The 21,973-nt window shown below is 61.0% G+C and carries 22 protein-coding genes; 13 read left to right on the forward strand and 9 right to left on the reverse strand.

Features of this window, described 5'->3' with window-relative positions; genetic code table 11:
- The 5 genes from C5L13_RS29175 to C5L13_RS26390 all read left to right on the forward strand — a co-directional run.
- On the forward strand, positions 1-218 hold a 218-nt coding region (locus C5L13_RS29175), incomplete at its 5' end, for a hypothetical protein (protein ID WP_205836891.1).
- 103 nt (positions 219-321) lie between these two features.
- Positions 322-1,275, forward strand: coding sequence for a bifunctional Delta(1)-pyrroline-2-carboxylate/Delta(1)-piperideine-2-carboxylate reductase (locus C5L13_RS26375; protein ID WP_105386251.1), 954 nt, complete (start codon positions 322-324; stop codon positions 1,273-1,275).
- A 28-nt stretch (positions 1,276-1,303) separates the two neighbouring features.
- Positions 1,304-3,760 carry an ATP-dependent helicase HrpB gene (hrpB, locus tag C5L13_RS26380; RefSeq protein ID WP_407070479.1) on the forward strand — a complete coding sequence of 819 codons (2,457 nt, stop codon included), beginning with the start codon at positions 1,304-1,306 and terminating at the stop codon, positions 3,758-3,760.
- Positions 3,761-3,845: 85 nt separating this feature from the next.
- The gene (locus tag C5L13_RS26385; RefSeq protein ID WP_158693535.1) at positions 3,846-5,162 is read left to right on the forward strand and encodes an ActS/PrrB/RegB family redox-sensitive histidine kinase; all 1,317 of its coding nucleotides are present in this window, start codon (positions 3,846-3,848) and stop codon (positions 5,160-5,162) included.
- A gap of 73 nt (positions 5,163-5,235) precedes the next feature.
- A complete protein-coding gene (locus C5L13_RS26390; RefSeq protein ID WP_105386254.1) occupies positions 5,236-5,811 on the forward strand; it encodes an ActR/PrrA/RegA family redox response regulator transcription factor in 576 nt (191 codons plus the stop codon).
- Between the two features lies 1 nt (position 5,812).
- Here C5L13_RS26390 and C5L13_RS26395 read toward each other — a convergent pair whose 3' ends face one another.
- Positions 5,813-6,301 (reverse strand): MmcB family DNA repair protein, encoded by a 489-nt coding sequence (locus C5L13_RS26395; protein ID WP_105386255.1) that lies wholly within the window; start codon positions 6,299-6,301, stop codon positions 5,813-5,815.
- 179 nt (positions 6,302-6,480) lie between these two features.
- On the opposite strand from C5L13_RS26395, the gene C5L13_RS26400 reads away from it, so the two are divergent.
- Complete coding sequence (locus C5L13_RS26400; protein WP_105386317.1) at positions 6,481-7,149, forward strand: L,D-transpeptidase; 669 nt, start codon at positions 6,481-6,483, stop codon at positions 7,147-7,149.
- A 104-nt stretch (positions 7,150-7,253) separates the two neighbouring features.
- Here C5L13_RS26400 and C5L13_RS26405 read toward each other — a convergent pair whose 3' ends face one another.
- The 7 genes from C5L13_RS26405 to hslV all read right to left on the reverse strand — a co-directional run bounded on the left by C5L13_RS26405 (position 7,254) and on the right by hslV (position 16,522).
- Positions 7,254-9,425 carry a malate synthase G gene (locus C5L13_RS26405; protein ID WP_105386256.1) on the reverse strand — a complete coding sequence of 724 codons (2,172 nt, stop codon included), beginning with the start codon at positions 9,423-9,425 and terminating at the stop codon, positions 7,254-7,256.
- A 101-nt stretch (positions 9,426-9,526) separates the two neighbouring features.
- Positions 9,527-11,530 carry a hydantoinase/oxoprolinase N-terminal domain-containing protein gene (locus C5L13_RS26410; protein WP_105386257.1) on the reverse strand — a complete coding sequence of 668 codons (2,004 nt, stop codon included), beginning with the start codon at positions 11,528-11,530 and terminating at the stop codon, positions 9,527-9,529.
- Between the two features lie 51 nt (positions 11,531-11,581).
- Positions 11,582-13,000, reverse strand: a complete 1,419-nt coding sequence (locus C5L13_RS26415; RefSeq protein WP_105386258.1) for a cytochrome P450 — start codon at positions 12,998-13,000, stop codon at positions 11,582-11,584.
- A gap of 38 nt (positions 13,001-13,038) precedes the next feature.
- The gene (locus C5L13_RS26420; protein ID WP_105386259.1) at positions 13,039-13,974 is read right to left on the reverse strand and encodes a DUF1402 family protein; all 936 of its coding nucleotides are present in this window, start codon (positions 13,972-13,974) and stop codon (positions 13,039-13,041) included.
- A gap of 205 nt (positions 13,975-14,179) precedes the next feature.
- Positions 14,180-15,487, reverse strand: coding sequence for an ATP-dependent protease ATPase subunit HslU (hslU, locus tag C5L13_RS26425; protein ID WP_105386260.1), 1,308 nt, complete (start codon positions 15,485-15,487; stop codon positions 14,180-14,182).
- Positions 15,484-16,008 (reverse strand): GNAT family N-acetyltransferase, encoded by a 525-nt coding sequence (locus C5L13_RS26430; RefSeq protein WP_105386261.1) that lies wholly within the window; start codon positions 16,006-16,008, stop codon positions 15,484-15,486. The genes hslU and C5L13_RS26430 overlap by 4 nt, the downstream gene beginning before the upstream one ends.
- Positions 15,995-16,522 (reverse strand): ATP-dependent protease subunit HslV, encoded by a 528-nt coding sequence (hslV, locus tag C5L13_RS26435; RefSeq protein WP_105386262.1) that lies wholly within the window; start codon positions 16,520-16,522, stop codon positions 15,995-15,997. The genes C5L13_RS26430 and hslV overlap by 14 nt, the downstream gene beginning before the upstream one ends.
- A gap of 177 nt (positions 16,523-16,699) precedes the next feature.
- On the opposite strand from hslV, the gene hisB reads away from it, so the two are divergent.
- Genes hisB through coaA form a run of 7 tightly spaced genes read left to right on the forward strand, consistent with a single transcriptional unit; the run spans position 16,700 to position 21,331 of the window.
- Positions 16,700-17,308, forward strand: a complete 609-nt coding sequence (gene hisB, locus C5L13_RS26440; RefSeq protein WP_105386263.1) for an imidazoleglycerol-phosphate dehydratase HisB — start codon at positions 16,700-16,702, stop codon at positions 17,306-17,308.
- Positions 17,309-17,327: 19 nt separating this feature from the next.
- Complete coding sequence (locus tag C5L13_RS26445; protein ID WP_158693536.1) at positions 17,328-17,810, forward strand: DUF2628 domain-containing protein; 483 nt, start codon at positions 17,328-17,330, stop codon at positions 17,808-17,810.
- Entirely contained in the window at positions 17,810-18,460 is a 651-nt protein-coding gene (gene hisH, locus C5L13_RS26450) for an imidazole glycerol phosphate synthase subunit HisH (protein ID WP_105386265.1), read from the forward strand. The genes C5L13_RS26445 and hisH overlap by 1 nt, the downstream gene beginning before the upstream one ends.
- Before the next feature lie 30 nt (positions 18,461-18,490).
- Positions 18,491-19,234 carry a 1-(5-phosphoribosyl)-5-[(5-phosphoribosylamino)methylideneamino]imidazole-4-carboxamide isomerase gene (gene hisA / locus C5L13_RS26455; protein ID WP_105386266.1) on the forward strand — a complete coding sequence of 248 codons (744 nt, stop codon included), beginning with the start codon at positions 18,491-18,493 and terminating at the stop codon, positions 19,232-19,234.
- Entirely contained in the window at positions 19,231-20,007 is a 777-nt protein-coding gene (gene hisF / locus C5L13_RS26460) for an imidazole glycerol phosphate synthase subunit HisF (protein WP_105386267.1), read from the forward strand. Before hisA ends, hisF begins: the two co-directional genes overlap by 4 nt.
- Positions 20,008-20,021: 14 nt before the next feature.
- Positions 20,022-20,345 carry a phosphoribosyl-ATP diphosphatase gene (locus tag C5L13_RS26465; protein WP_105386268.1) on the forward strand — a complete coding sequence of 108 codons (324 nt, stop codon included), beginning with the start codon at positions 20,022-20,024 and terminating at the stop codon, positions 20,343-20,345.
- Complete coding sequence (gene coaA, locus C5L13_RS26470) at positions 20,342-21,331, forward strand: type I pantothenate kinase (protein ID WP_105386269.1); 990 nt, start codon at positions 20,342-20,344, stop codon at positions 21,329-21,331. Before C5L13_RS26465 ends, coaA begins: the two co-directional genes overlap by 4 nt.
- A 30-nt stretch (positions 21,332-21,361) precedes the next feature.
- Here coaA and C5L13_RS26475 read toward each other — a convergent pair whose 3' ends face one another.
- Complete coding sequence (locus tag C5L13_RS26475) at positions 21,362-21,973, reverse strand: alpha-ketoglutarate-dependent dioxygenase AlkB (RefSeq protein ID WP_105386270.1); 612 nt, start codon at positions 21,971-21,973, stop codon at positions 21,362-21,364.

Raw genomic sequence — 21,973 nt, forward strand, 5'->3', positions numbered from 1 at the left:
ATCCCCCAGAGCCAAACCGTAACCCGGCCCACAATCAGCATTCGCCAATTCTAAAGGATAGCACCAGAACAAAGGACTTCGTCGCCAGCAGCGCCGCCGCCCTCGTCAGTGAGGCGGTTTATAGATCCACCCCCATAAACAAGTCAACAGCCGTTTTTAAAAAAATGTCATTTTTCTTCGGAAAGCCGGAAACTCCAGCGTTTCCATCCACCATTTGAGCAAAGATTAACGAGAAGGCGGCCATTGGTTTCCAAAAAAGCGCTTTAACCGCCCCATTTGCGATTGCTAGTGTGGCTGCAGTTTTAGCGGCTGGAGTGTGACATGCTGGTATTGAACGAGGAACAGACGCGGGCCGCCCTTCCCTGGGGGGAATTGATCGAGGCCATCGAGCAAATGTTCCGCAGCGATTGCGTGATGCCGGTCCGTCATCATCACGATATGGAGGTTCCGGGCGAGGCGACCGCCGTCATGCTGCTGATGCCCGCCTGGGTGCCGGGTGACCATATCGGCGTGAAGATCCTCAATCTCTTCCCGGACAATCATCTGCGGTCGCTTCCGACGATCATAGGCCGCTATCTCCTGTCCTCCGGCAAAACCGGCGACATGCTGGCGATCGTGGAAGGAGGAGAGCTGACCGCGCGACGTACGGCCGCAACCTCGGCGCTTGCTGCCAGATATCTCGCCTCCCCGCATGCCGAGACCATGCTGATGGTCGGCACAGGGCGACTTTCGCTCAATCTCATGCAGGCGCATGCGATAACCCGTCCCCTGAAGCACTTTTTCATCTGGGGCCGCAACCGAACCAAGGCTGAAGAGACCGCCAGGGACGCAAAGGCGCTCGGCATCGATGCCGTAATCGTCGATGAGCTTGCCGAAGCGGTGCGCCGGGCAGACATCGTCTCCTGCGCGACGCTGTCGAGTGAGCCGCTGATCCGAGGCGAATGGCTGAAGCCCGGGGCGCATCTCGACCTCGTCGGCGCGTTCAAGCCCAGCATGCGCGAAAGCGACGACGAGGCGGTGCGGCGCTCCTCCGTCTTCGTCGATACCCGAGCCGGCGCAATGAAGGAGGGGGGCGACATCGTACAGCCACTTCAGAGCGGCGTTCTTACCGGGGACGACATCAAGGCAGAGCTTGCTGATCTGGTACATGGAAGACATCCAGGCCGTGGCGGCGCCGATGAGATCACGCTTTTCAAATCGGTCGGCGCAGCTCTTGAGGATCTGGCGGGCGCAATCCTTGCCTATCGCCATGCCAGCGGCCAAGTGTCCGGCTGATGAAAGCATTGCAGGAACAGGGGCGGTGATCAAAAATCTGCCAAAGCTCCCCGTCACCGAGGTTCTCGACGGGATCACCCGCGCCATCGCCGATGGCACGCGCGCCGTGTTGTCGGCGCCGCCCGGCGCCGGAAAAACGACGCTCGTGCCGCTGGCATTGCTGGAAGAGGCCTGGTGCGCCGGCAAGATCATCCTTCTCGAACCGCGCCGGCTCGCCGCCCGGGCAGCCGCTTCGCGCATGGCCTCGCTGCTTGGGGAGCAGGTCGGAGACCGGGTCGGCTACCGCATGCGGCTCGACAATCGGATATCCTCCAGAACCCGGATCGAGGTGGTGACGGAAGGCGTTTTCACCCGTATGATTCTTGACGATCCGGAACTTGCCGGCGTTTCGGCGATCATCTTCGACGAATTCCACGAGCGTTCGCTGGATGCGGATTTCGGGCTGGCGCTGGCGCTCGATGTGCAGTCGGCGCTACGCGAGGATCTGAGGATCCTGGTCATGTCGGCGACGCTCGACATCGAGCGCGTGGCAGGATTGCTTGGCGATCCGCCGGTAATCAAGAGCGAGGGCCGCAGCTTCCCGATCGACATCCGGCATCGTGACCGGGCGCCGAACGAGCGAATCGAGGATGCCATGACCCGCATCATCATCGAGGCGCATGACGAGGAAGCGGGATCGATTCTCGCCTTTCTTCCGGGACAGGCGGAGATCCTGCGTACCGTCGAGCGCCTCGAGGGGAGATTCGGTCCGGAGACCACGGTCGTCCCTCTTTATGGAAACCTTGGACAGAAGGAACAGGACCTGGCGATCAGGCCGGCACCGGCAGGCAGCCGCAAGATCGTTCTCGCCACCTCGATCGCCGAGACATCCATCACCATCGACGGGGTGCGGATCGTCATCGACAGCGGCCTGCAGCGACTGCCGGTCTTCGAGCCGTCGACGGGCATCACGCGGCTGGAAACGGTGCGGGTTTCGCGCGCCTCGGCCGACCAGCGTGCCGGACGCGCCGGACGCACGGAGCCGGGGATCGCGATCCGGCTCTGGCATCCCGGCCAGACGGCCGCACTTCAAGCCTTCACCCCACCGCAGATCCTTGCAAGCGATCTCTCCGCCCTGGCACTCGACCTTGCCCATTGGGGCGTGCAGGATCCCGCGGCACTTGCCTTTCTCGATCCGCCGCCTGCGCCGGCTTTCAAGGAAGCGAAGACGCTGCTGGTCCAGCTCGGCGCACTCGACGACCAGGGCGGCCTGACGGAAAAAGGGCGGCTGATGCGCGAGCTTGCTCTTCCGCCCCGGCTTTCCGCCATGGCGATTTCCGCCGCGGAAGAGGGTTTTGGTCGTCAGGCATGTCTGCTCGCCGTGCTTTTCACCGAACAGGGGCTTGGCGGAAACGATGTCGATCTCGATGAACGGCTGAGGCGTTTCCGCAACGACCGTGGCGACCGGGCCGAAGCGGCAAGAAAGCTCGCAAATAGAATTGCGTCCAATTTGCCGAAAGCTGTGCGATCGAGCGAAACAGCCCTTGCCGGCCGGCTTCTTCTCCGTGCCTATCCGGACAGGGTCGCCCTTCAGAGAGGCGGGCGCGGGCGCTTCGTCATGACGAACGGCCGCGGAGCGGAACTGCCCGAGACGGAAAGGCTTGCTTCGGCTCAGATGCTGGTCATTGCCGATCTTACCGGCCGCGCCGCGCAAGGGCGTATCCTCGCAGCGGCAGAGATTACCCGGGCGGACGTGGAAGACGAGCTTTCCGGTGCGATCGAGCAAAAGGACGAATGTTTCTTCGACCGCGCCAGCCGGCAGGTGCGGGCCCGTAAGGTGAGGCGCCTCGGTGCCATCATCTTCGAGGAAAAGCCCTTGCCGCGCCCCCGTGGCGAGGAGGCGGCCAAGGCGCTTGCCGATGGCGTCCGCGAACTCGGCCTGCAGGCTCTGCCGTTCTCCAAGGATGGGACGCAGCTTCGGGAAAGGATCGGTTTTCTGCATCGGACGATCGGAGAGCCGTGGCCCGACATGAGTGACGAAGCGTTGCTTGCCCGGCTAGACGACTGGTTCGTGCCGTTCCAGGGCAACGCCGCCGGCCTCGATGCCGTGGATGCGGGAAACCTTTCGGAAGGGCTGCGTTCCCTCATTGCTCATGCGGCGGCGCAGGATCTCGGCAAACTGGCACCGACCCATTTCGAGGCGCCGACGGGCCAGCGTCATCCGATACGCTACGGTGGCGAGGAGCCGGTCCTGGCCATCCGCGTGCAAGAGCTGTTCGGGCTGAAGAAACATCCGGCCGTTGCGGGCGGAAGGCTGCCGCTGCTCTTGGAGCTGACCTCGCCGGCACATCGGCCGATCCAGACGACCCGTGACCTTCCGGGCTTCTGGGCAGGGTCCTGGAAAGATGTGCGCGCCGAGATGCGCGGGCGATATCCAAGGCACCCATGGCCGGACGATCCCTCGGAGGCTCTTCCGACGACACGTGCCAAACCGCGGGGGACGTGACAGAATGCCGCCTGCGACCCGATGTCGAGCCGGTTTATGAAGCAGGCTCCATTCATCGGCATTCGCCGGAAAGCAGAGGCAGGCGTTGAGTCTAGACAGTTCTTCGGTGCGCTATGCGCAGTTCGGCCCTTCGAGCCGCCGCATCCGGCTCCAAACGCTGGTGCGGCTTCGCTGGCTTGCCGTCACGGGCCAGACGATCACCGTGCTGATCGTCGGACTGCTTCTGAAGTTTCCGCTTCCTCTTAAGGAGGCGGCCATCCTGATCGGGGCGCTCGCCGTTGCGAACCTTATCCTGTCCGTCTGGTTTCCGCAGACGCATAGGCTGGGGCCGAAGGCGGCCCTGGCGCTGCTGGGTTTCGACCTCTTGCAGATGGCAGCGCTGCTTTTCATCACCGGCGGACTCGCCAATCCGTTTGCGCCGCTGATCTGTGTGCCGGTCATCATCGCTTTTGCATCGCAGCCGTTGCGCCATTCGCTGGTGTTGATCGTCTTCGCATTGATCTGCACCACGGTGATCGCCTTCTCTCCCTATGCGGTGCCCTGGTATGAGGGCGAAACGCTGAGAATCCAGCCGGTCATGCAGCTCGGCGTCTGGTGCTCGATCGCTTCGATGATGATGTTTGCGGCCTTCTATGCCTACCGGGTCTCACATGAAGCGACGCTGCTTGCCGACGCGCTGGCAGCGACCGAACTGGTGCTGGAACGAGAAAAGCATCTCTCGCAGCTCGACGGACTGGCGGCCGCGGCAGCTCACGAACTCGGCACACCACTTGCCACGATCAGCGTCGTCGCCAAGGAGATGGAGCGCGAGCTCTCGGAGAACGACCGGTTCCGCGAAGATGTCCAGCTCCTCAGGAGCCAGAGCGAACGGTGCCGCGACATCCTCCGCCGCCTCACCTCGCTCTCCGCCGAAAGCGAGGAACATATGCGCCGGCTGCCGCTCTCCTCCCTGGTGGAAGAAGTGGTCGCGCCGCATCGCCAGTTCGGAATCCAGATCGAACTCGTCGAGAAACACGACCGGGCAAGCGAGCCGGTCGGCAGCCGCAATGCCGGCATTATCTACGGGCTCGGGAATCTGATCGAAAATGCCGTCGACTACGCCAGAAGCAAGGTTATCGTCACTGTCGAGCATGATGCGGAACAGGTGGCGATCACCATCGAAGATGACGGCCAGGGTTACGCGCCGGATATTCTTTCCCGGATCGGCGAACCCTATATGACAAAGAGACCGCGGGAAGACGAGCGCGCAGGCGGCCTGGGACTCGGGCTTTTCATCGCAAAGACGTTGCTCGAGCGCTCCGGTGCATCGATTCGTTTCGGCAATCGCGACAGTGGCGAGGCGGGCGCGCGCATCCGGATCGAATGGCCGCGATCGGTCATGGAAACCCATGATCCGAAATGATTTGCGCGCAGTGTGTGAACGATCATAATTGACAAGGAAGGCGGGCCTTCAAGAAAGCCCGTGGAGAAAAAGAATGGAAACGCACCTGGAAAATCCGAAAGCTCACGAGGATCACGGACTGGGGCCTGACCCGTCCCTGCTGATCGTCGATGACGACGGGCCTTTCCTGCGCCGGCTGGCGCGCGCGATGGAAAGTCGCGGCTTTCTCGTCGATACGGCGGAATCGGTTGCAGAAGGCATAGCCAAATCGAAAGCCCGCCCGCCGAAATATGCGGTGGTCGACCTGCGCCTGGGTGACGGCAATGGGCTCGATGTTATCGAGGCGATCCGCCAGAGCCGTGAAGATACCCAGGTAATCGTGCTTACCGGCTATGGCAATATCGCGACCGCCGTGACCGCGGTTAAACTTGGGGCGCTCGATTATCTCGCCAAACCCGCCGACGCCGACGATATCTTTCATGCGCTGACGCAACGGCCGGGCGAAAAGGCGGATGTGCCGGAAAACCCAATGTCCGCCGACCGCGTACGCTGGGAGCACATTCAGCGGGTCTACGAAATGTGCGAACGCAATGTTTCCGAAACCGCCCGCCGGCTCAATATGCACCGCCGTACGCTGCAGCGCATTCTTGCCAAGCGGGCACCCAAATAGACTACATGTCGTCGAAAGTCTTGCCGGCTGCCCATTCGGCCAACATCAGCCGCTGGGCCGCAGCACGGGAAAAGTTCAGCATAACCGCCTTGCGGGTCGCAGGCGCCAGCCTGTGCTCCGGGGCGTCCCGCAGGAGATGTCCGCCATACCCGTCCGAAAGGAACAGGCCGCAGTCCTCCGGAAAGATCTCGAGCGGTACGTCCTTGTGAGTGGCGAAAAAAAGCCTGTCGCAGTAGGACCGGTAATCGGGCCATTTCCGATCGACGCGAAAGTCCTCGATCGAGGTCTTGATCTCGATGATCCAGATTTCGCCTTTTTCGGAAATCGTTATGAGGTCGGCCCGCCGCCCGTTCGCAAGAACAAGCTCGGGCAGAAGAGCGTGACGCATCTCGTGCAGCAGAATCTGCACGCCCTTCCGAACCAACAAGGCGCGCGCCGATTGACGCCCATCTATTAATGGATTGTTACTGGCGAGATTGAGTATAGTCATGTCTTCTGGCTGCTGCCGCTGATAATGTTGCAAAAACGCAATGGCATTTTTCTATTATGCGCCCGGCCCATCTTGGAGCATCGCGGCGGCTTGCCAAGGTCAATTTAATCGAAAATAACGGCTTATCAAAGGTGCTCGCGCACCTGCCCCAATCGATTCGTTCATCCCAAGAGATTTCCATGCGCTTACGCAAAAGCATGCTCGCACTCGGCCTGTTGGCAGCTACCGCCCTGGCCGGTTGTTCCACGACGTCGTCTTCCGGTGGTACCGAAGTTGCCACCATCACCACCTCGCAGATTTTCACCGAATCCTACGGTTCGGTAAAGGATGCCGGCTATACTCTTCCGGCCATCCCGATCAGCCGCATGGACAAGAAGTTCCATCGTCAGATCATCGGCTATTCGACAACCGAACAGCCGGGCACGATCGTCGTCAATACCCGCGAGCGGTTCCTCTATTATATCCTGCCGAACGGTAAGGCCGTGCGCTACGGCATTGGCGTCGGCAAGCAGGGCTTTGCCTGGTCTGGCACCGCCTATGTCGCATGGAAGCAGGAATGGCCCACCTGGCATCCGCCGAAGGAAATGGCTGTCCGCCGTCCGGACGTGGCAAAATATGTCGAAGACGGTATGGGGCCTGGTCTCAGCAACCCGCTGGGCGCGCGCGCCATGTATCTCTTCAACGAAAAGGGCCAGGATACGCTCTTCCGCCTGCATGGAACGCCGGAATGGGCCTCGATCGGCACCGCCGCTTCCTCCGGCTGCATCCGCCTCATGAACCAGGACATCATCGACCTCTACAGTCGTGTTCGCCCCGGCCGTAACACCAAGGTCGTCGTGATTCAGTAAATCACCTTCTGAACAACACCGAAAAGGCCGCCGAAGACATCTCCGGCGGCCTTTTCCGTTGAACAGATGGAGTGGCCGTCACCTCGACGACCACATTGTAGTGGTCAGCCGGCGAGCTTCGCCTTGAGCTCGATGCGGCGGCGGTGCAGGACCGGCTCGGTATAGCCGTTCGGCTGCTCACGGCCCTTCAGCACCAGCTCCAGTGCGGCCTGGAAGGCTATGGAACCCTCGAAATCCGGCGCCATCGGGCGGTAAAGCGGATCGCCTGCATTCTGGCCGTCGACGACCGCCGCCATGCGCTTCATGGTCTCCACAACCTGTTCCTCGCTCACCAGACCGTGGTGCAGCCAGTTGGCCATGTGCTGGGCGGAAATGCGCAGTGTCGCGCGATCTTCCATCAGGCCGACATTGTTGATGTCGGGCACTTTGGAGCAGCCGACTCCCTGATCGATCCACCGAACCACATAACCGAGGATGCCCTGGGCGTTGTTGTCGAGTTCACGCTGGATTTCCTCCGGCGTCCAGTTCGGCCGCGGTGCCACCGGAACGGAGAGGATATCCGAGAGCTTTGCCCGCGTCCGGCTCTTCAAGCCCGCCTGAACCTCGACCACACTGACCTTGTGGTAATGGGTCGCGTGAAGCGTCGCGGCCGTCGGCGACGGCACCCAGGCGGTATTGGCGCCAGCTTTCGGATGGGCGATCTTCTGCTCCAGCATCGCCGCCATCAGATCCGGCATGGCCCACATGCCCTTGCCGATCTGGGCACGCCCGGACAGTCCGCATTGGAGGCCGATGTCGACATTCCAATTCTCGTAGGCCGCTATCCAGGCCGCCTGCTTCATGTCGCCCTTGCGGATCATAGGGCCTGCTTCCATCGACGTATGGATTTCGTCACCAGTGCGATCGAGGAAACCGGTATTGATGAAGACCACCCGTTCCCGCGCCTGCCGGATGCATTCCTTCATATTGACGGTCGTCCGGCGCTCCTCGTCCATGATCCCCATCTTGATCGCGTTGGTCGGAAGGCCGAGGGCCTCTTCGACCCGGGAGAATATCTCGCAGGCGAAGGCGACCTCTTCCGGTCCGTGCATCTTCGGCTTGACCACATACATCGAGCCGTGCCGGGAATTCTGCCGACGACCTTGCGGGCCGATGTCATGGATCGCGATCAGTGCCGTGACCATGGCGTCCATGATCCCTTCCGGCACCTCATTGCCCTCGCTGTCCAGCACGGCCGGATTGGTCATCAGGTGCCCGACATTGCGCACCAGCATCAGCGAACGGCGCTTCAACGAAAACCGCGAGCCGTCCGGCGCCAGGTAATCCGTGTCGGGGTTCAGCTTACGGGTAAAGCTCTTGCCACCCTTCTCGACCTCCTCCGCCAGATCGCCGTTCATCAGGCCGAGCCAGTTGCGATAGACAACGACCTTGTCTTCCGCATCGACGGCGGCGACGGAATCCTCGCAGTCCATGATCGTGGTGATCGCCGACTCCAGCCGGACGTCCGAAATCTTTGCCGGATCGTCCTTGCCGGTCGGCGTCGTGGCGTCGATCAGGATCTCGATGTGCAGGCCGTTTTTGGTAAGCAACAGATGAGTGGGTTGCGTCGACTGGCCAAGATAGCCGGCAAATTGAGTGGGATCGGCAAGCTCGACGGTCTCGCCGTCCTGGGCGGCAGCCTTCAGTTTGCCGTCGGTGATGACGAAGGAGGTGACGTCGCTCCAGCTTCCGCCCGACAGCGGCGCGGACTGATCGAGGAAATCGCGCGCCCAGGCGATCACTTTTGCGCCGCGAAGCGGATTGTAACCTTTGCCTTTTTCGGCGCCGTCCGTTTCAGAAATGGCGTCCGTTCCGTAGAGCGCGTCATAGAGCGAACCCCAGCGCGCATTGGCGGCATTCAGCGCATAACGGGCGTTCATTACCGGCACGACGAGCTGCGGTCCGGCGATCTCGGCAATCTCCGGATCGACCTTGTCAGTCGAAACACTGAAATCCGGCCCCTCGGGCAAGAGATAACCGATCTCCCGCAGGAAGGCTTCGTAGGCCGAAAGATCCGTCGGCGCGCCATTCTTTCGATACCAGTCGTCCAGCTTCTCCTGAAAAGCGTCACGCTTGGCAAGCAAGGCGCGGTTCTTGGGTGCAAGATCGTGAACGGCTTTCGAAAATTCGGAGAAGAACCGCTCGGCATCGACGCCGGTGCCGGGAAGTGCTTCTCTCACCAGGAAATCATGAAGTTCCTCGTCGATCGCGAGACCGTTCTTTTCAATGCGACCCATGCATAACCTCCCGACGTGCACCTCTGGAAAACGTGCTGTCACATTGCGCGGGCGAGGACGGGTGTCAATGCGACGAATGCCTGAAACGGTTCGGTTGGGCGTCAACCTATGGCAATCCGCGGCCTTCCCGTCGCGATCGCCGTGATCCGAGCCTCTATGAGCCGTCTCGATCCTTCAATTTCCGGCGCATCCACATCTTCCGAAAGCGTGACGGCCGCCTCGTCCGCTCCTTCGGTTTTGGCTTGTGCCAGCGCCGCGGATACCGCCCGTTCGCGGGCTGCCGCCAGGGCTGACGCCTGTCCGACGAGCAACAGCCGTTCGCCACTGCCGGACACGATAAATCGATCCTCCTCGGGCGAAGTCACGACGACGCTGACGACCGCACGAATTTGTCCAACGACCGCCCCGATCGCATTGGCGACATCGGCGTCGGCCGGAATGACGGCTTCTGCGCCGAGCATATCCGCCACCGCAGGATAGTAGACAGGAGCTGAAGCCCCGAGCCCGATCAGCGGCCTGTCGAGCGACACCAGAAAGCGGGCGATGCCCGGGGATTTCTTGAGCGCCCGATCAACAGCCAGCGAAACGGCCGGGTCGATTGCCTCCGCGCCATCTTCCGCCAGACAGGCTGCAAGGACAGCCTCTGACGATTGGCGGGTCAGCCGGCCGACGATCTTTTCGGCGAGCTCCTCGGGCGAGCCGGCTATTTCCCGACCCGAGCCATCCTTGCGCCGGATGGCAAGCTCCAGCCCCATGCGCGCGGCGCGCCCATTCCATTGATTCTGCCTGCCGAGCACATGCAAGGCGTCCGAGGGCGTCAAGCCCGACAGATGTACGAGACCCCGCGCGACCAGCCGGTCCAGAACCGCCTTCTGGGAGTTCGTCGCCAGGAGATCGTTGAGGGAAATCGGCCCCCCTCCTATTCGGGCATAGAGGGCCTGCTCGGGCGTCGCCAGGCCCTGGGCCGCCATACCCGGCACTCCGGTGCGCACTGCAAACCGGCCGTCATGCCGGCCGACATGGGTGGCTCGCAATTGCCTCTCGATAACAGAAATAACGAGTTCCCCATGCCTCACGGCCAGCAGACTGAGCGGCAACAGACGTCGAGGCCCCAGCGTGAAACGGGCATCGAGGCCGCGATCATCGATATGCACCTCCGAATCGCCGCCGAGCCCGTAGGTGCGCAATGCCACAGCCTCCACCATGGTCCGGTGGCCGCCGACGACGGCGCCTTCCTCGGCAAGCCTTGGCCGCCCCGCATCAAGCACGGCAACGTCAGTCGTAGTGCCGCCGATATCCGAGACGACGGCCTGGTCCAGTCCGGTGAGAAACCTTGCTCCGACCAGGCTGGCTGACGGCCCGGACAGGATCGTTTCAATGGGACGAAGCCTTGCCTCGGCAGCGGAAATCAGCGCACCGTCGCCGCGTACGACCATCATCGGCGCCGATATGCCGCGGCTCGCAAGGAAGTCCTCGCAGGAGCCGATCAGACGATCGACAATCGAGACAAGGCGCGCGTTCAGCAGCGTCGTCAGCGCCCTTCGGGGACCTCCGAGCTTGGAGGTGAGTTCATGGCTGCAGGTGACCGGCAGATGAGAAAGATCTCGAATGCGGTCTCTTACCCGTATCTCGTGAGCCGGATTCCGGACCGCGAAATAGCCCGCCACGGCAAAAGAGGAGACGCTGGTGCCAAGCCCTGACATCGCGCTTTCCAGCTCGCTCACATCCAGCGGTGTCTCGTTTCCATGGACATCATGGCCGCCAGGCAAAAAGATCACCGGATCATTGCCAAGTGCTTCGGCCAGCCCGCCGCGGGTGAGATCCTCCGGTCCGAAGCCGATCATCACCAATGCCGCCCGTCCGCCCTGCCCTTCGACGAGCGCATTGGTGGCGAGCGTGGTCGAAAGAGAGACGAGCCCGATTTCCGATGCAGAATGGCCGCTCTTCAGGAGGACCGCATCGACGGCGCCGGCAATGCCATCAGCAAGATCATGCCGGGTCGTCAGCGACTTGGCCTTGGCGATGACGCCCTCGCCCTCCCGGAAGAGCACGGCATCCGTATAGGTGCCGCCCGTGTCGATGCCTAGAAGAATGGGAGAGGTCACGCGAAAATCCTGAAGATCGGTTCACGATCAATATCGCATGCTTGGCAAAGATCAATTCACCAACGAAGACCCCGAGCGTCGCAAACTGACTCGCATCGGCATTCCATTGCGCGGCTGGGTCGTCAGTTTCTGCACCGGCCACACCTTCGTCTTCGGCGTCACGTCGAACCGATAGCGGTGCATCAGCACGGAGAGTGCGATCACCGCCTCCTGCAGCGCAAAGGTCGCCCCGATGCAGGTTCTTGGTCCAACTCCGAATGGCAGATACTGGAAGCGATTGATGTGACCACGATTTTCCGGAAGGAAGCGCTCGGGCATGAAAGCCCGCGGCTTGTCCCAGAGAAGCTCGTGGCGATGTAGCGTCCAGGGCATGACCAGAACGGTGACGCCGGCGTCGATCTCCACCGTTTCGCCCTCCGGGCTCGTCCATGAATCGGCTGCGATCGCAGCACGGTTGAGCGAAGGCGCCGGCGGATAGAGCCTCAATGCCTCTTCGAAGGCGGCCCGCACCCACGGCATCAGATCCAGCCACTCGACCGGCTCTGCACCCGTCGCAAGAACCCGGTCGATCTCCTCTTCCATTCGCTCGCGTATGTAAGGCGACTGCGCGACACAATAGAGCGTCCAGGCAAGCGCCCGGGCCGTCGTCTCGTGACCGGCGCCGATAAACGTGAGGATATTGTCCTCGATCTCGTCCCGGGTCAAACCTTCGGGACCTTCCAGCTGCAGAAGAAGCGTCAGGAAATCCTGCGGCGCCGTGTCGGGATCTTTGCGCATCCGCTCGCGACGAAGCGCCATGGTCTCCGCCACGATGGCCCTGAATTTCTCGAGCACTCTCCGTCCGCCGATGCGGGTTAGGCGCGGCACCCAGGGCGGTGCGCGCATCATGTCCATCGGGTCAATGCGCCCCATTCGATGCAGGAGCTGGTCGACGTCCTCCGATATCGACTCCTTGCCCCCGGCAATCTCGCCGGAGAACAATGTCTCGGAAAGGATGGCATAGGCGAGATCGGTCATGTCGACGGAGATGTCGAAGATTTTCCCGTCCACGCCGACGCTTTGATATTTCTTCGAGAATTCCTCCGCTTCGGCAAGCATCTGGCCGGCAAAGCCCTTGGAATGCTTAGGCGTGAAGACCGGCGCCATGGCTCTGCGCGAACGCTTCCAGACCTCGCCTTCGGCGGTCAGCAATCCGTCCTTCAGGATCGGGCGCAACACCAGCTGGCGGATTTCCGACATTTCGTAGTTGGCGACATTGTCGACCAATATGTGCCGGATAAGACCCGGATGATTGACGATCAGGGTCCGTTCCTTGAAAAACTTCGTTTCGATCCAGGGCAATGTGTAGGAAGCCTGTCCCCAAAGCTCCAGAGGATTGCGCAGCGCGATCCAGATCACCTCGGCCGGATTGAGCAGCCGGTTACGCGGCACGGGCGCGGGTGGTACGAAGGGTTCGGGGCGCATGTCCATCGACGGCCCTCCTCAGGGTTTCCTGAGAATATCAGCCTTCAGAGAAGGGATTTCAACTCGGCAAGCTTGTCGTTGACGAGCCAGCCGTAATAATTTTCTTCGGGCAGGCCGCCACGGGCCTTCAGTGCTGCGGCGCGCTCAGCCGACCCACCGGTATTGTAGAGTGTTGCGGTGACGCCGGGGTTGCGGGAGATGTCGATGCCGGCAATCGTCTTATAGTCGTCGATCGCGCGGCGGATATTGGCGGCCATATAGGCGAGCGATTTGTCCGGATCCATGATCGCATCATAGACGTTCGCAGCCTTGTTCTCATCCAGCTTCGGATAGCCGGAGGTCTTTGCAACCATGTCCGACAACATCAGGGCCGTCAGCGGGTTGACTTGACCGAGGCCGAAGGTCTGGCCAGCGTAGAAGGGCTGGAAAAAGACGGCGCTGAAGCGGTTGTCGGGATAGGACGCTCCCGACACGGTGCGACCTCTGAAATTTCGTTCCCAGACGCTCTCACGGCAGGTCCAGAGCCGGTAGGAATCGGAAAAATCGTCACATTTTGCAAATTCTGATCGGGCGAGAAAGTCCTTGATCGACTCGTCGCCGTAACCGAAGCGGAAACTGTCGCCGGCATAGGCTGCCGCCTTGACGTAATAGGTCTGCAGACGGTCATAGGCATCGACGTTATAGGTATGTTCGCCGACGATCGCGCCGATCATATGGATCGCGTCGATGCCATAGTCGGCAGCGGTCGCCCTGATCTTGGCAACCAGCTTCTTGTCGGAGGCCAGCAGATCACGGATCTTTTCATATTTTTCGTCGAAGGTGGTCTTGCCGGCACGGGTCCGGCGCACCGACGCCCCTGGTACCTTCGGTTGTTCGGCATGGCGATTTCCCTCCGGCACCACCGTCAGGCCGGTGGCGAAAACGGAGGAGGCCGCCGGTAGGGCGACGGCAAGAACCAATGCCAGAAAAATGCGTCTCAAGTTTCGTGTCCCAGGATTTCGTCTATGCCGGCTTCCGGCACGGGATGCTCAAAGCCATTCCACCGGCTCGCTTCGAGGAGCCGCATTTCCATAAAACGCGTCCCCCTTACGTGAATCGTGACCGGCATGTCGAGACAAGGCCATTCAAAATCCCGTCAGTCTGCATAAAAGCAGCCGGACGTTGCCCGGCTGCCACGTTGCCCCACTATAGAATATAGCGGGACAAATCGGTATCGGCAGCGAGATCGCCGACATGTTTGCGGACATATTCCGCATCGATCATCACCGACGTACCGCCCTGGTCCGGAGCGTTGAACGAGATTTCGTCGAGAACCCGTTCCATTACCGTCTGAAGGCGGCGGGCGCCGATGTTCTCCACCGAGGAGTTGAGGTGCACGGCGACATCCGCCAATGCGTCTATCGCATCCTCGGTGAAGTCGAGCGACAGCTCTTCCGTGCCCATAAGCGCCTTGTACTGACGGATCAGGCTTGCTTCCGTTTCGGTCAAAATCCGGCGGAAATCCTCCTTCGTGAGAGGCTTCAGCTCCACGCGGATCGGCAGGCGGCCCTGCAGTTCCGGCAGCAGGTCCGAAGGCTTTGCCACATGGAAGGCACCGGAAGCGATGAAGAGAACATGGTCCGTCTTCACCGGCCCGTATTTGGTCGAAACCGTCGTGCCTTCGACCAGGGGGAGCAGGTCGCGCTGGACGCCTTCGCGGGAAACCCCGGCACCGAGGCCACCGTCTCGGGCAGCAATCTTGTCGATCTCGTCCAGGAAGACGATCCCGTCGTTCTCGACTGACCGTACAGCTTCCCGCTGGATGACCTCGTTGTCGATCAGCTTGTCGGATTCATCCCGGATCAGTTCGCCGTAGGACTTCGCGACCGTCGTACGCACCTTCTTGGTACGACCGCCCATAGCCTTGCCGAACATCTCGGAGAGATTGAGCACGCCGATATTGGCGCCCGGCATGCCCGGGATTTCGAAACCCGGCATTCCTGAGCCGGTATCGGAGATTTCGATCTCGATCTCCTTGTCGTCCATTTCGCCGCTGCGCAGTTTCTTGCGGAAACTGTCGCGCGTCGCCGGAGACGCGGTCGCACCCACAAGCGCATCGAGGACCCTTTCCTCCGCGCTCATATGGGCCTTGGCCTGCACTTCGGCACGCTTCTTTTCACGCACAAGTCCGATACCGACTTCCACAAGATCGCGGACGATCTGCTCGACGTCGCGGCCCACATAGCCGACCTCGGTGAATTTAGTCGCTTCGACCTTGATGAACGGCGCCCCGGCGAGTTTTGCCAGGCGGCGCGAGATTTCCGTCTTGCCGACGCCGGTCGGGCCGATCATCAGGATGTTCTTCGGCATGACTTCGTCGCGCAGGCTCTCGTCGAGCTGCTGGCGGCGCCAGCGGTTACGGAGCGCGATCGCGACGGCACGTTTGGCGTCATGCTGGCCGATGATGTAGCGGTCGAGTTCAGAGACGATTTCCCTGGGTGAAAAAGTAGTCATTTCAAATCCGTTTCTTCCGGTGCATCCAGCGCCATGAAATGCGCCGGACCATAGATGGATGTCCTGGTGTCGATGTAGCGGAAACCTGCCTTTTCATAGGCACGGATCGCGCGGATATTTTCGGGATCGGGGTCGATAACGATCCGTCTGGCGCCATTTTCGAAAAGTTCATCCGCAAGCTGGCGAACGATCGCGCTGCCATGACCTTTTCCGACGAGATCCGGTATCCCGATCGAGATATCAATGCCAAGCGTGCCTTTCGGCTGATCCTGGTATGGATGCCCCTCTTCGAGATGCGGATCATAATATTGGAGATAGGCGATCGGCGTGCCGTCCACTTCAGCGATCATCGGCCGCGTTTCGATGCTCGACATCGATTCTTCGATACCTGCAAGTTCCTCATCGACCTCGCCCCACCATTCCGCCACATGCGGTTCGGCGAGCCACTTCGCCAGCAGAGGAAAGTCCTCGCGGACGAGATCCCGAAAATGGTAGCGGCGCGCGCCGTCAGCTCTCGGCATCCAGCGATTCCACAACGAGGTTGTGATTGGTGTAGACGCAGATGTCGGCGGCGATATCGAGCGCCTGCCGGGCAATCTCCTCTGCCGACTTGTCCGTATCCATCAGGGCGCGGGCGGCGGCATAAGCAAAATTACCGCCAGAGCCGATCGCCGTCACGCCATGTTCGGGTTCCAGAACATCGCCATTGCCGGTCACGGCAAGCGTGGTGGACTTGTCGGCGACCAGCATCATGGCCTCGAGATTGCGCAGATACTTGTCCGTGCGCCAATCCTTCGCAAGCTCCACAGCCGCGCGCATGAGCTGGCCCGGATATTGCTCAAGCTTCTTTTCCAGCCGGTCGAGCAGCGTGAAGGCATCGGCCGTGGCACCGGCAAAACCAGCGATCACTTCGCCCTTGCCGATACGGCGTACCTTGCGGGCATTACCCTTCATCACGGTCTGGCCGAGGCTTACCTGGCCGTCACCCGCCATGATCACCTTGCCGCCTTTCCGCACAGTGATAATTGTTGTCATTCAGCACCCGTTGAGCCCCCAGCGGGGCATTGGTTGGAGGCACGAAAGGCCTCGTTGGACCCTATGTAAGTTGGGCGTCGCGGAATGCAATCTTGCCGGCGGGGATGCCCGGCTTTTGCTGGATATTTGGCTTTCTGCCTGATAAGGAGCCTCATCTAGTGCATGGAGCAGACCCCGATGGGCGAAACTACGATCCGACGTGCAGGGACCATTTCCCGCAAGACCAACGAAACTTCCGTTTCCGTTTCCGTCAATCTCGACGGCACCGGTGTGGCAAAGGTTTCCACGGGCGTCGGCTTTTTCGACCATATGCTCGACCAGCTCTCGCGACATTCGCTGATCGACATGGATATCGATGTGAAGGGCGACCTGCATATCGACGACCATCACACGGTGGAAGATACCGGAATTGCGCTGGGTCAGGCGCTCTCCAAGGCACTCGGCGACCGCCGCGGCATTACCCGATACGCCTCGATCGACCTTGCCATGGACGAAACCATGACCAAGGCGGCCATCGACGTTTCCGGCCGGCCTTTTCTCGTGTGGAACGTTGCTTTCAGTGCGCCGAAGATAGGCACATTCGACACGGAACTCGTGCGGGAATTCTTTCAGGCCTTCGCCCAGAATGCCGGCATAACGCTGCACGTGACGAACCACTACGGCGCGAATAACCATCATATCGCCGAGACCTGTTTCAAAGCCGTGGCGCGGGTTCTCCGCGTGGCAACCGAAATCGATCCGCGGCAGGCCAACCGCGTCCCCTCCACGAAGGGAATGCTGGTCTAGCCGCTCCGGGAGAAATTCCTTGAGAAGCTATCTCGTTCTGACACCACCTGGAGGCCCGAATAGGGACCACCATTCGACGCTCGTGCTACCGGACGGATTTTCCTGGGCGGCGCTGTTCTTCCCGTGGATCTGGCTGATCTGGCGCAGGCTCTGGCTCGCAGGGATCGTGGCACTCTTCGTCCAGATCGGCGGCGGCCTGCTGATGAGCTTGCCGGGTTTTGAGCTTGGCGGTTTCCTGTGTGCCTTCGCAATCAACCTGCTCGTCGCATTGGAAGGCCGACATTATCGCTCCGAAGCACTGATTAGACGCGGCTGGACGCTGAAAACGGTAGTTACCGCGCCCGATCTGGCGACGGCGGAAGAAATCTATTTTTCCCATCTGCCGCAGCCCGAAGAGCAACAACTGCCGGCCTCGAGCGAATGGACGAAGCAGGCAAAGCCGTCCGGAGCCGGCTGGCAAGGGCCGGGTTTCGGCCTTTTCGACTATCAGGGAGGACGCTGATGCGCGTCGCAATCATAGACTACGGGTCCGGCAATCTGCGTTCGGCGACCAAGGCTTTCGAGCGGGCCGCCCGCGAGGCGGGTATCGAAGCCGTGATCGACCTCACCGACAAGGCAGACGTCGTCGCGACGGCCGACCGGATCGTTCTTCCTGGCGTTGGCGCCTATGCCGATTGCCGGGCGGGACTTGATGCTGTTCCAGGCATGCGGGACGCCATCATCGACGTCGTCGAACACAAGGGGCGCCCCTTCCTCGGAATCTGCGTCGGCATGCAGCTCATGTCCTCGCGTGGACTGGAAAAGACGACCACCGAAGGGTTCGGCTGGATCGAGGGCGACGTCGTCGAGATGACCCCCAGCGACCCTCACCTGAAAATCCCCCAGATCGGCTGGAATACGCTCGACCTGCATCACCCTCACCCGCTGTTCGACGGCATTCCGACAGGGCCCGCCGGGCTGCACGCCTATTTCGTGCATTCCTACCACCTGGCGGCAAAACACCGGCACGATGTGATCGCAACGACCGAGTATGGCGGCGCCATGACGGCATTTGTCGGGCGCGACAATGTCGCGGGCTCTCAGTTCCATCCGGAAAAGAGCCAGACGCTCGGCCTCGCCCTGATCTCCAATTTTCTGCGCTGGAAGCCTTGAGCTCGCGCGGACTGCCAGGACTGAACATCCATGATCCTATTTCCCGCAATCGACCTCAAAGACGGCCAGTGCGTTCGCCTGAAGCTCGGCGACATGGCGCAGGCCACCGTCTATAATCCCGATCCTGCAGCACAGGCGAAAGCCTTTGAAGACCAGGGCTTCGAATGGCTGCATGTGGTCGATCTCAACGGTGCCTTCGCCGGAGAGAGCGTCAATGGTGCCGCCATCGACGCGATCCTGAAGGCGACGAAGAACCCCGTCCAGCTCGGCGGCGGTATCCGGACTCTCGATCATATCGAAGCCTGGCTTTCGCGCGGTCTCGCCCGCGTCATCCTCGGCACCGTCGCGGTGCGCGACCCGGCGCTGGTGATCGAGGCCTGCAAGAAGTTTCCTGGCAAAGTCGCCGTCGGCATCGATGCCAAGGGCGGCAAGGTGGCCGTCGAGGGCTGGGCCGAGGCTTCGGAACTCGGCGTCATCGAACTTGCCCGGAAATTCGAAGGGGCCGGCGTCTCCGCCATTATCTATACGGACATCGACCGCGACGGTATCCTGACCGGTATCAATTGGTCTTCGACCTTGGAGCTTGCGAATGCCGTTTCCATCCCGGTGATTGCGTCCGGCGGACTTGCCTCCCTCGACGATATCAGCCGCATGCTGGAGCCGGACGCCGCACGGCTCGAAGGGGCGATTTCCGGCCGTGCGCTTTACGACGGCCGTATTGACCCGGGGCAGGCATTGGCGCTGATCCGCGCCAAGAAAGGACGTGCCGCATGACTTTGAAGGCCCGCGTTATTCCCTGTCTGGATGTGAAGGACGGCCGCGTCGTGAAAGGCGTGAACTTCGTCGACCTCATCGATGCCGGCGATCCGGTGGAAGCCGCAAAAGCTTACGATGCTGCCGGCGCCGACGAATTGTGCTTCCTCGACATTACCGCCTCGTCGGACAATCGCGACACGATCTTCGACGTGGTTGCCCGCACGGCGGAGCATTGTTTCATGCCGCTCACCGTCGGCGGCGGCGTGCGTACCACTGCCGACATCCGCAAATTGCTGCTGGCGGGTGCCGACAAGGTCTCGATCAATTCGGCAGCGGTCAACAACCCGGATTTCGTGGCCGAGGCCGCCGACAAGTTCGGAAACCAGTGCATCGTCGTCTCGATCGACGCCAAGAAGGTCTCTGGGGCCGGTGAAACCGACCGGTGGGAAATATTCACCCATGGCGGACGCAATCCGACGGGCATCGATGCGGTCGAATTCGCGATCAAGATGGTGGAGCGAGGTGCTGGCGAGCTCCTCGTCACGTCCATGGACCGCGACGGCACGAAAAGTGGCTACGACCTTCGGCTGACACGCACAATTGCCGACAGTGTCCGGGCCCCCGTCGTCGCCTCCGGCGGCGTCGGCAATCTCGACGATATGGTCGCAGGCATCAAGGAAGGCCACGCCACTGCCGTGCTCGCCGCATCGATTTTCCATTTCGGTACCTATACGGTTGGTCAGGCTAAGCATTATATGGCTGAGCACGGCGTTGCGATGCGGCTCGACTGACCGGGAGAGACAGTGTGAGTGAATTTTCCCTGAGCGACCTGGAAAGGATCGTGGCGCAGCGCGCCAAGGCCTCGCCTGATGAATCGTGGACGGCGAAGCTCGTGGCCGCCGGGCAGACGAAGGCAGCCAAGAAGCTTGGCGAAGAGGCCGTCGAGACAGTCATTGCCGCAGTCTCCCAGAATCGGAAGGATCTGGTGGGTGAAAGCGCAGACCTCCTCTATCACCTGATGGTCGTATTGAATATTGCCGGCATCCCGCTACAGGATATCCTGGAAGAACTCCAACGGCGGACCGGTCAATCCGGCCTCCGGGAAAAGGCGGGCCGGCCGACATCATGAATATAGCACCTCAATCCGCCGAAACGTCCGAGACGGACCCGATTGTTGAATACTACTCGCCTTATCATCGGTTTACGGCCGAGGAATGGGCGAGGTTCCGCGCCGATACGCCTCTGACGCTGAAGGCAGACGAGGTAAGCCGGCTTCGATCCCTCGACGACCCGATCGATCTCGACGAGGTGCGGCGGATCTATCTCTCGCTCTCGCGCCTGCTGTCCTCGCATGTCGAAGCTTCTCAGCTTCTATTCCAGCAGAGGAACCGCTTCCTCAGCCTCTCGGACGTTGCTAAGACCCCCTTCATCATCGGGATTGCCGGATCGGTGGCCGTCGGCAAATCAACGACAGCGCGTATCCTTCAGGAATTGCTCGCTCGCTGGCCGTCGAGCCCGAAGGTGGACCTGATCACCACGGACGGTTTCCTTCACCCCAACGCCGTGCTCCAGCGCGAAAACCTGATGGAGCGGAAGGGTTTTCCGGAAAGCTATGACGTAGGCGCCATCCTGCGCTTTCTCTCGGCCATCAAGGCAGGCGAACCAAACGTCAAGGCGCCGCGCTATTCGCATCTCACCTATGACGTGTTGCCGAACGAATTCACGCTGGTCGACCGGCCGGACATATTGATCTTTGAAGGCATCAATGTGCTGCAGTCGCGAGCGCTGCCGGCCGATGGAAAGATCGTGCCGATCGTTTCGGACTTTTTCGATTTCTCGATCTATATCGATGCGGACGAGGAGCAGATCCACACTTGGTATGTCCAGCGCTTCATGAAACTGCGCCAGACCGCCTTTCGCGATCCGACTTCCTTCTTCAAGAAATACGCCGCCATCGATGCGGATGCGGCACGCGCCGTCGCCGAGGGGCTTTGGGAAAACATCAATCTCAAGAACTTGAGGCAGAACATCGTGCCGACGCGGCCTCGCGCCGACCTCATCCTGCGCAAGGGCCGCAATCACCTCGTGGAAACGGTGTCGCTCCGCAAATTATAGCCGATGGATCGGCGGCCATCGACAACGGCCTCAGACGTTGACCCGGCGAAGCGTCAGATTGATCCTGCCGCCGCTCTTCAAGAGGGTCGAAGTGTCGGGATAGATGCGATCGACGCCGTGAAAGGCCAACCGCCCTTCCCCGCCGAGGACGACGATGTCGCCGCTTGCCAGCCGGAAGGAACGTGTCGGGTCCTTGCGGTTCAAGCCGCCCACCCGGAACAGGCAGCTGTTGCCAAGTGAGATCGAAAGAACCGGCGCCGCCAGATCGGTCTCGTCCCTATCCTGATGCAACCCCATCCTGGCCTCGTCCGAATAGAAGTTGACGAGACAAGCTTCCGGTGGCTTCGGATAGTCAGCGAGCCGCTCCCACAGATCGATCAATTCCTTCGGCATGGCGGGCCACGGCTTACCCGTTACCGGATGAAACGGTTGATACCGATAGCCTCTATCCTTGTCGGTCACCCAGCCCAGCGAGCCGCAATTGGTCATGCGCACGGACATGGGTTTTCCGGTACCGGGCATTTCCGGCACATAGAGCGGCGCTTCCATTACAATGGCTCTGATCGCTTCGACCAGGCACTCCTGCGCTGGGCGGTCCAGGTAGTCCGGCAGGTGGCGGATACCGTTGGATAACGTTGCCAA

Origin of the sequence: Neorhizobium alkalisoli (assembly GCF_002968635.1) — a bacterium.
GTDB lineage: Bacteria > Pseudomonadota > Alphaproteobacteria > Rhizobiales > Rhizobiaceae > Neorhizobium > Neorhizobium alkalisoli.

Bases quoted from the DNA above. Each gene is read 5' to 3' on its own strand.
- C5L13_RS26375 (WP_105386251.1), top strand. From the start codon at position 322: ATGCTGGTATTGAACGAGGAACAGACGCGGGCCGCCCTTCCCTGGGGG.
- C5L13_RS26390 (WP_105386254.1), top strand. From the start codon at position 5,236: ATGGAAACGCACCTGGAAAATCCGAAAGCTCACGAGGATCACGGACTG.
- C5L13_RS26395 (WP_105386255.1), bottom strand. From the start codon at position 6,301: ATGACTATACTCAATCTCGCCAGTAACAATCCATTAATAGATGGGCGT.
- C5L13_RS26400 (WP_105386317.1), top strand. From the start codon at position 6,481: ATGCGCTTACGCAAAAGCATGCTCGCACTCGGCCTGTTGGCAGCTACC.
- C5L13_RS26405 (WP_105386256.1), bottom strand. From the start codon at position 9,425: ATGGGTCGCATTGAAAAGAACGGTCTCGCGATCGACGAGGAACTTCAT.
- C5L13_RS26415 (WP_105386258.1), bottom strand. From the start codon at position 13,000: ATGGACATGCGCCCCGAACCCTTCGTACCACCCGCGCCCGTGCCGCGT.
- hslU (WP_105386260.1), bottom strand. From the start codon at position 15,487: ATGACTACTTTTTCACCCAGGGAAATCGTCTCTGAACTCGACCGCTAC.
- C5L13_RS26430 (WP_105386261.1), bottom strand. From the start codon at position 16,008: ATGCCGAGAGCTGACGGCGCGCGCCGCTACCATTTTCGGGATCTCGTC.
- hslV (WP_105386262.1), bottom strand. From the start codon at position 16,522: ATGACAACAATTATCACTGTGCGGAAAGGCGGCAAGGTGATCATGGCG.
- hisB (WP_105386263.1), top strand. From the start codon at position 16,700: ATGGGCGAAACTACGATCCGACGTGCAGGGACCATTTCCCGCAAGACC.
- hisH (WP_105386265.1), top strand. From the start codon at position 17,810: ATGCGCGTCGCAATCATAGACTACGGGTCCGGCAATCTGCGTTCGGCG.
- hisA (WP_105386266.1), top strand. From the start codon at position 18,491: ATGATCCTATTTCCCGCAATCGACCTCAAAGACGGCCAGTGCGTTCGC.
- hisF (WP_105386267.1), top strand. From the start codon at position 19,231: ATGACTTTGAAGGCCCGCGTTATTCCCTGTCTGGATGTGAAGGACGGC.
- coaA (WP_105386269.1), top strand. From the start codon at position 20,342: ATGAATATAGCACCTCAATCCGCCGAAACGTCCGAGACGGACCCGATT.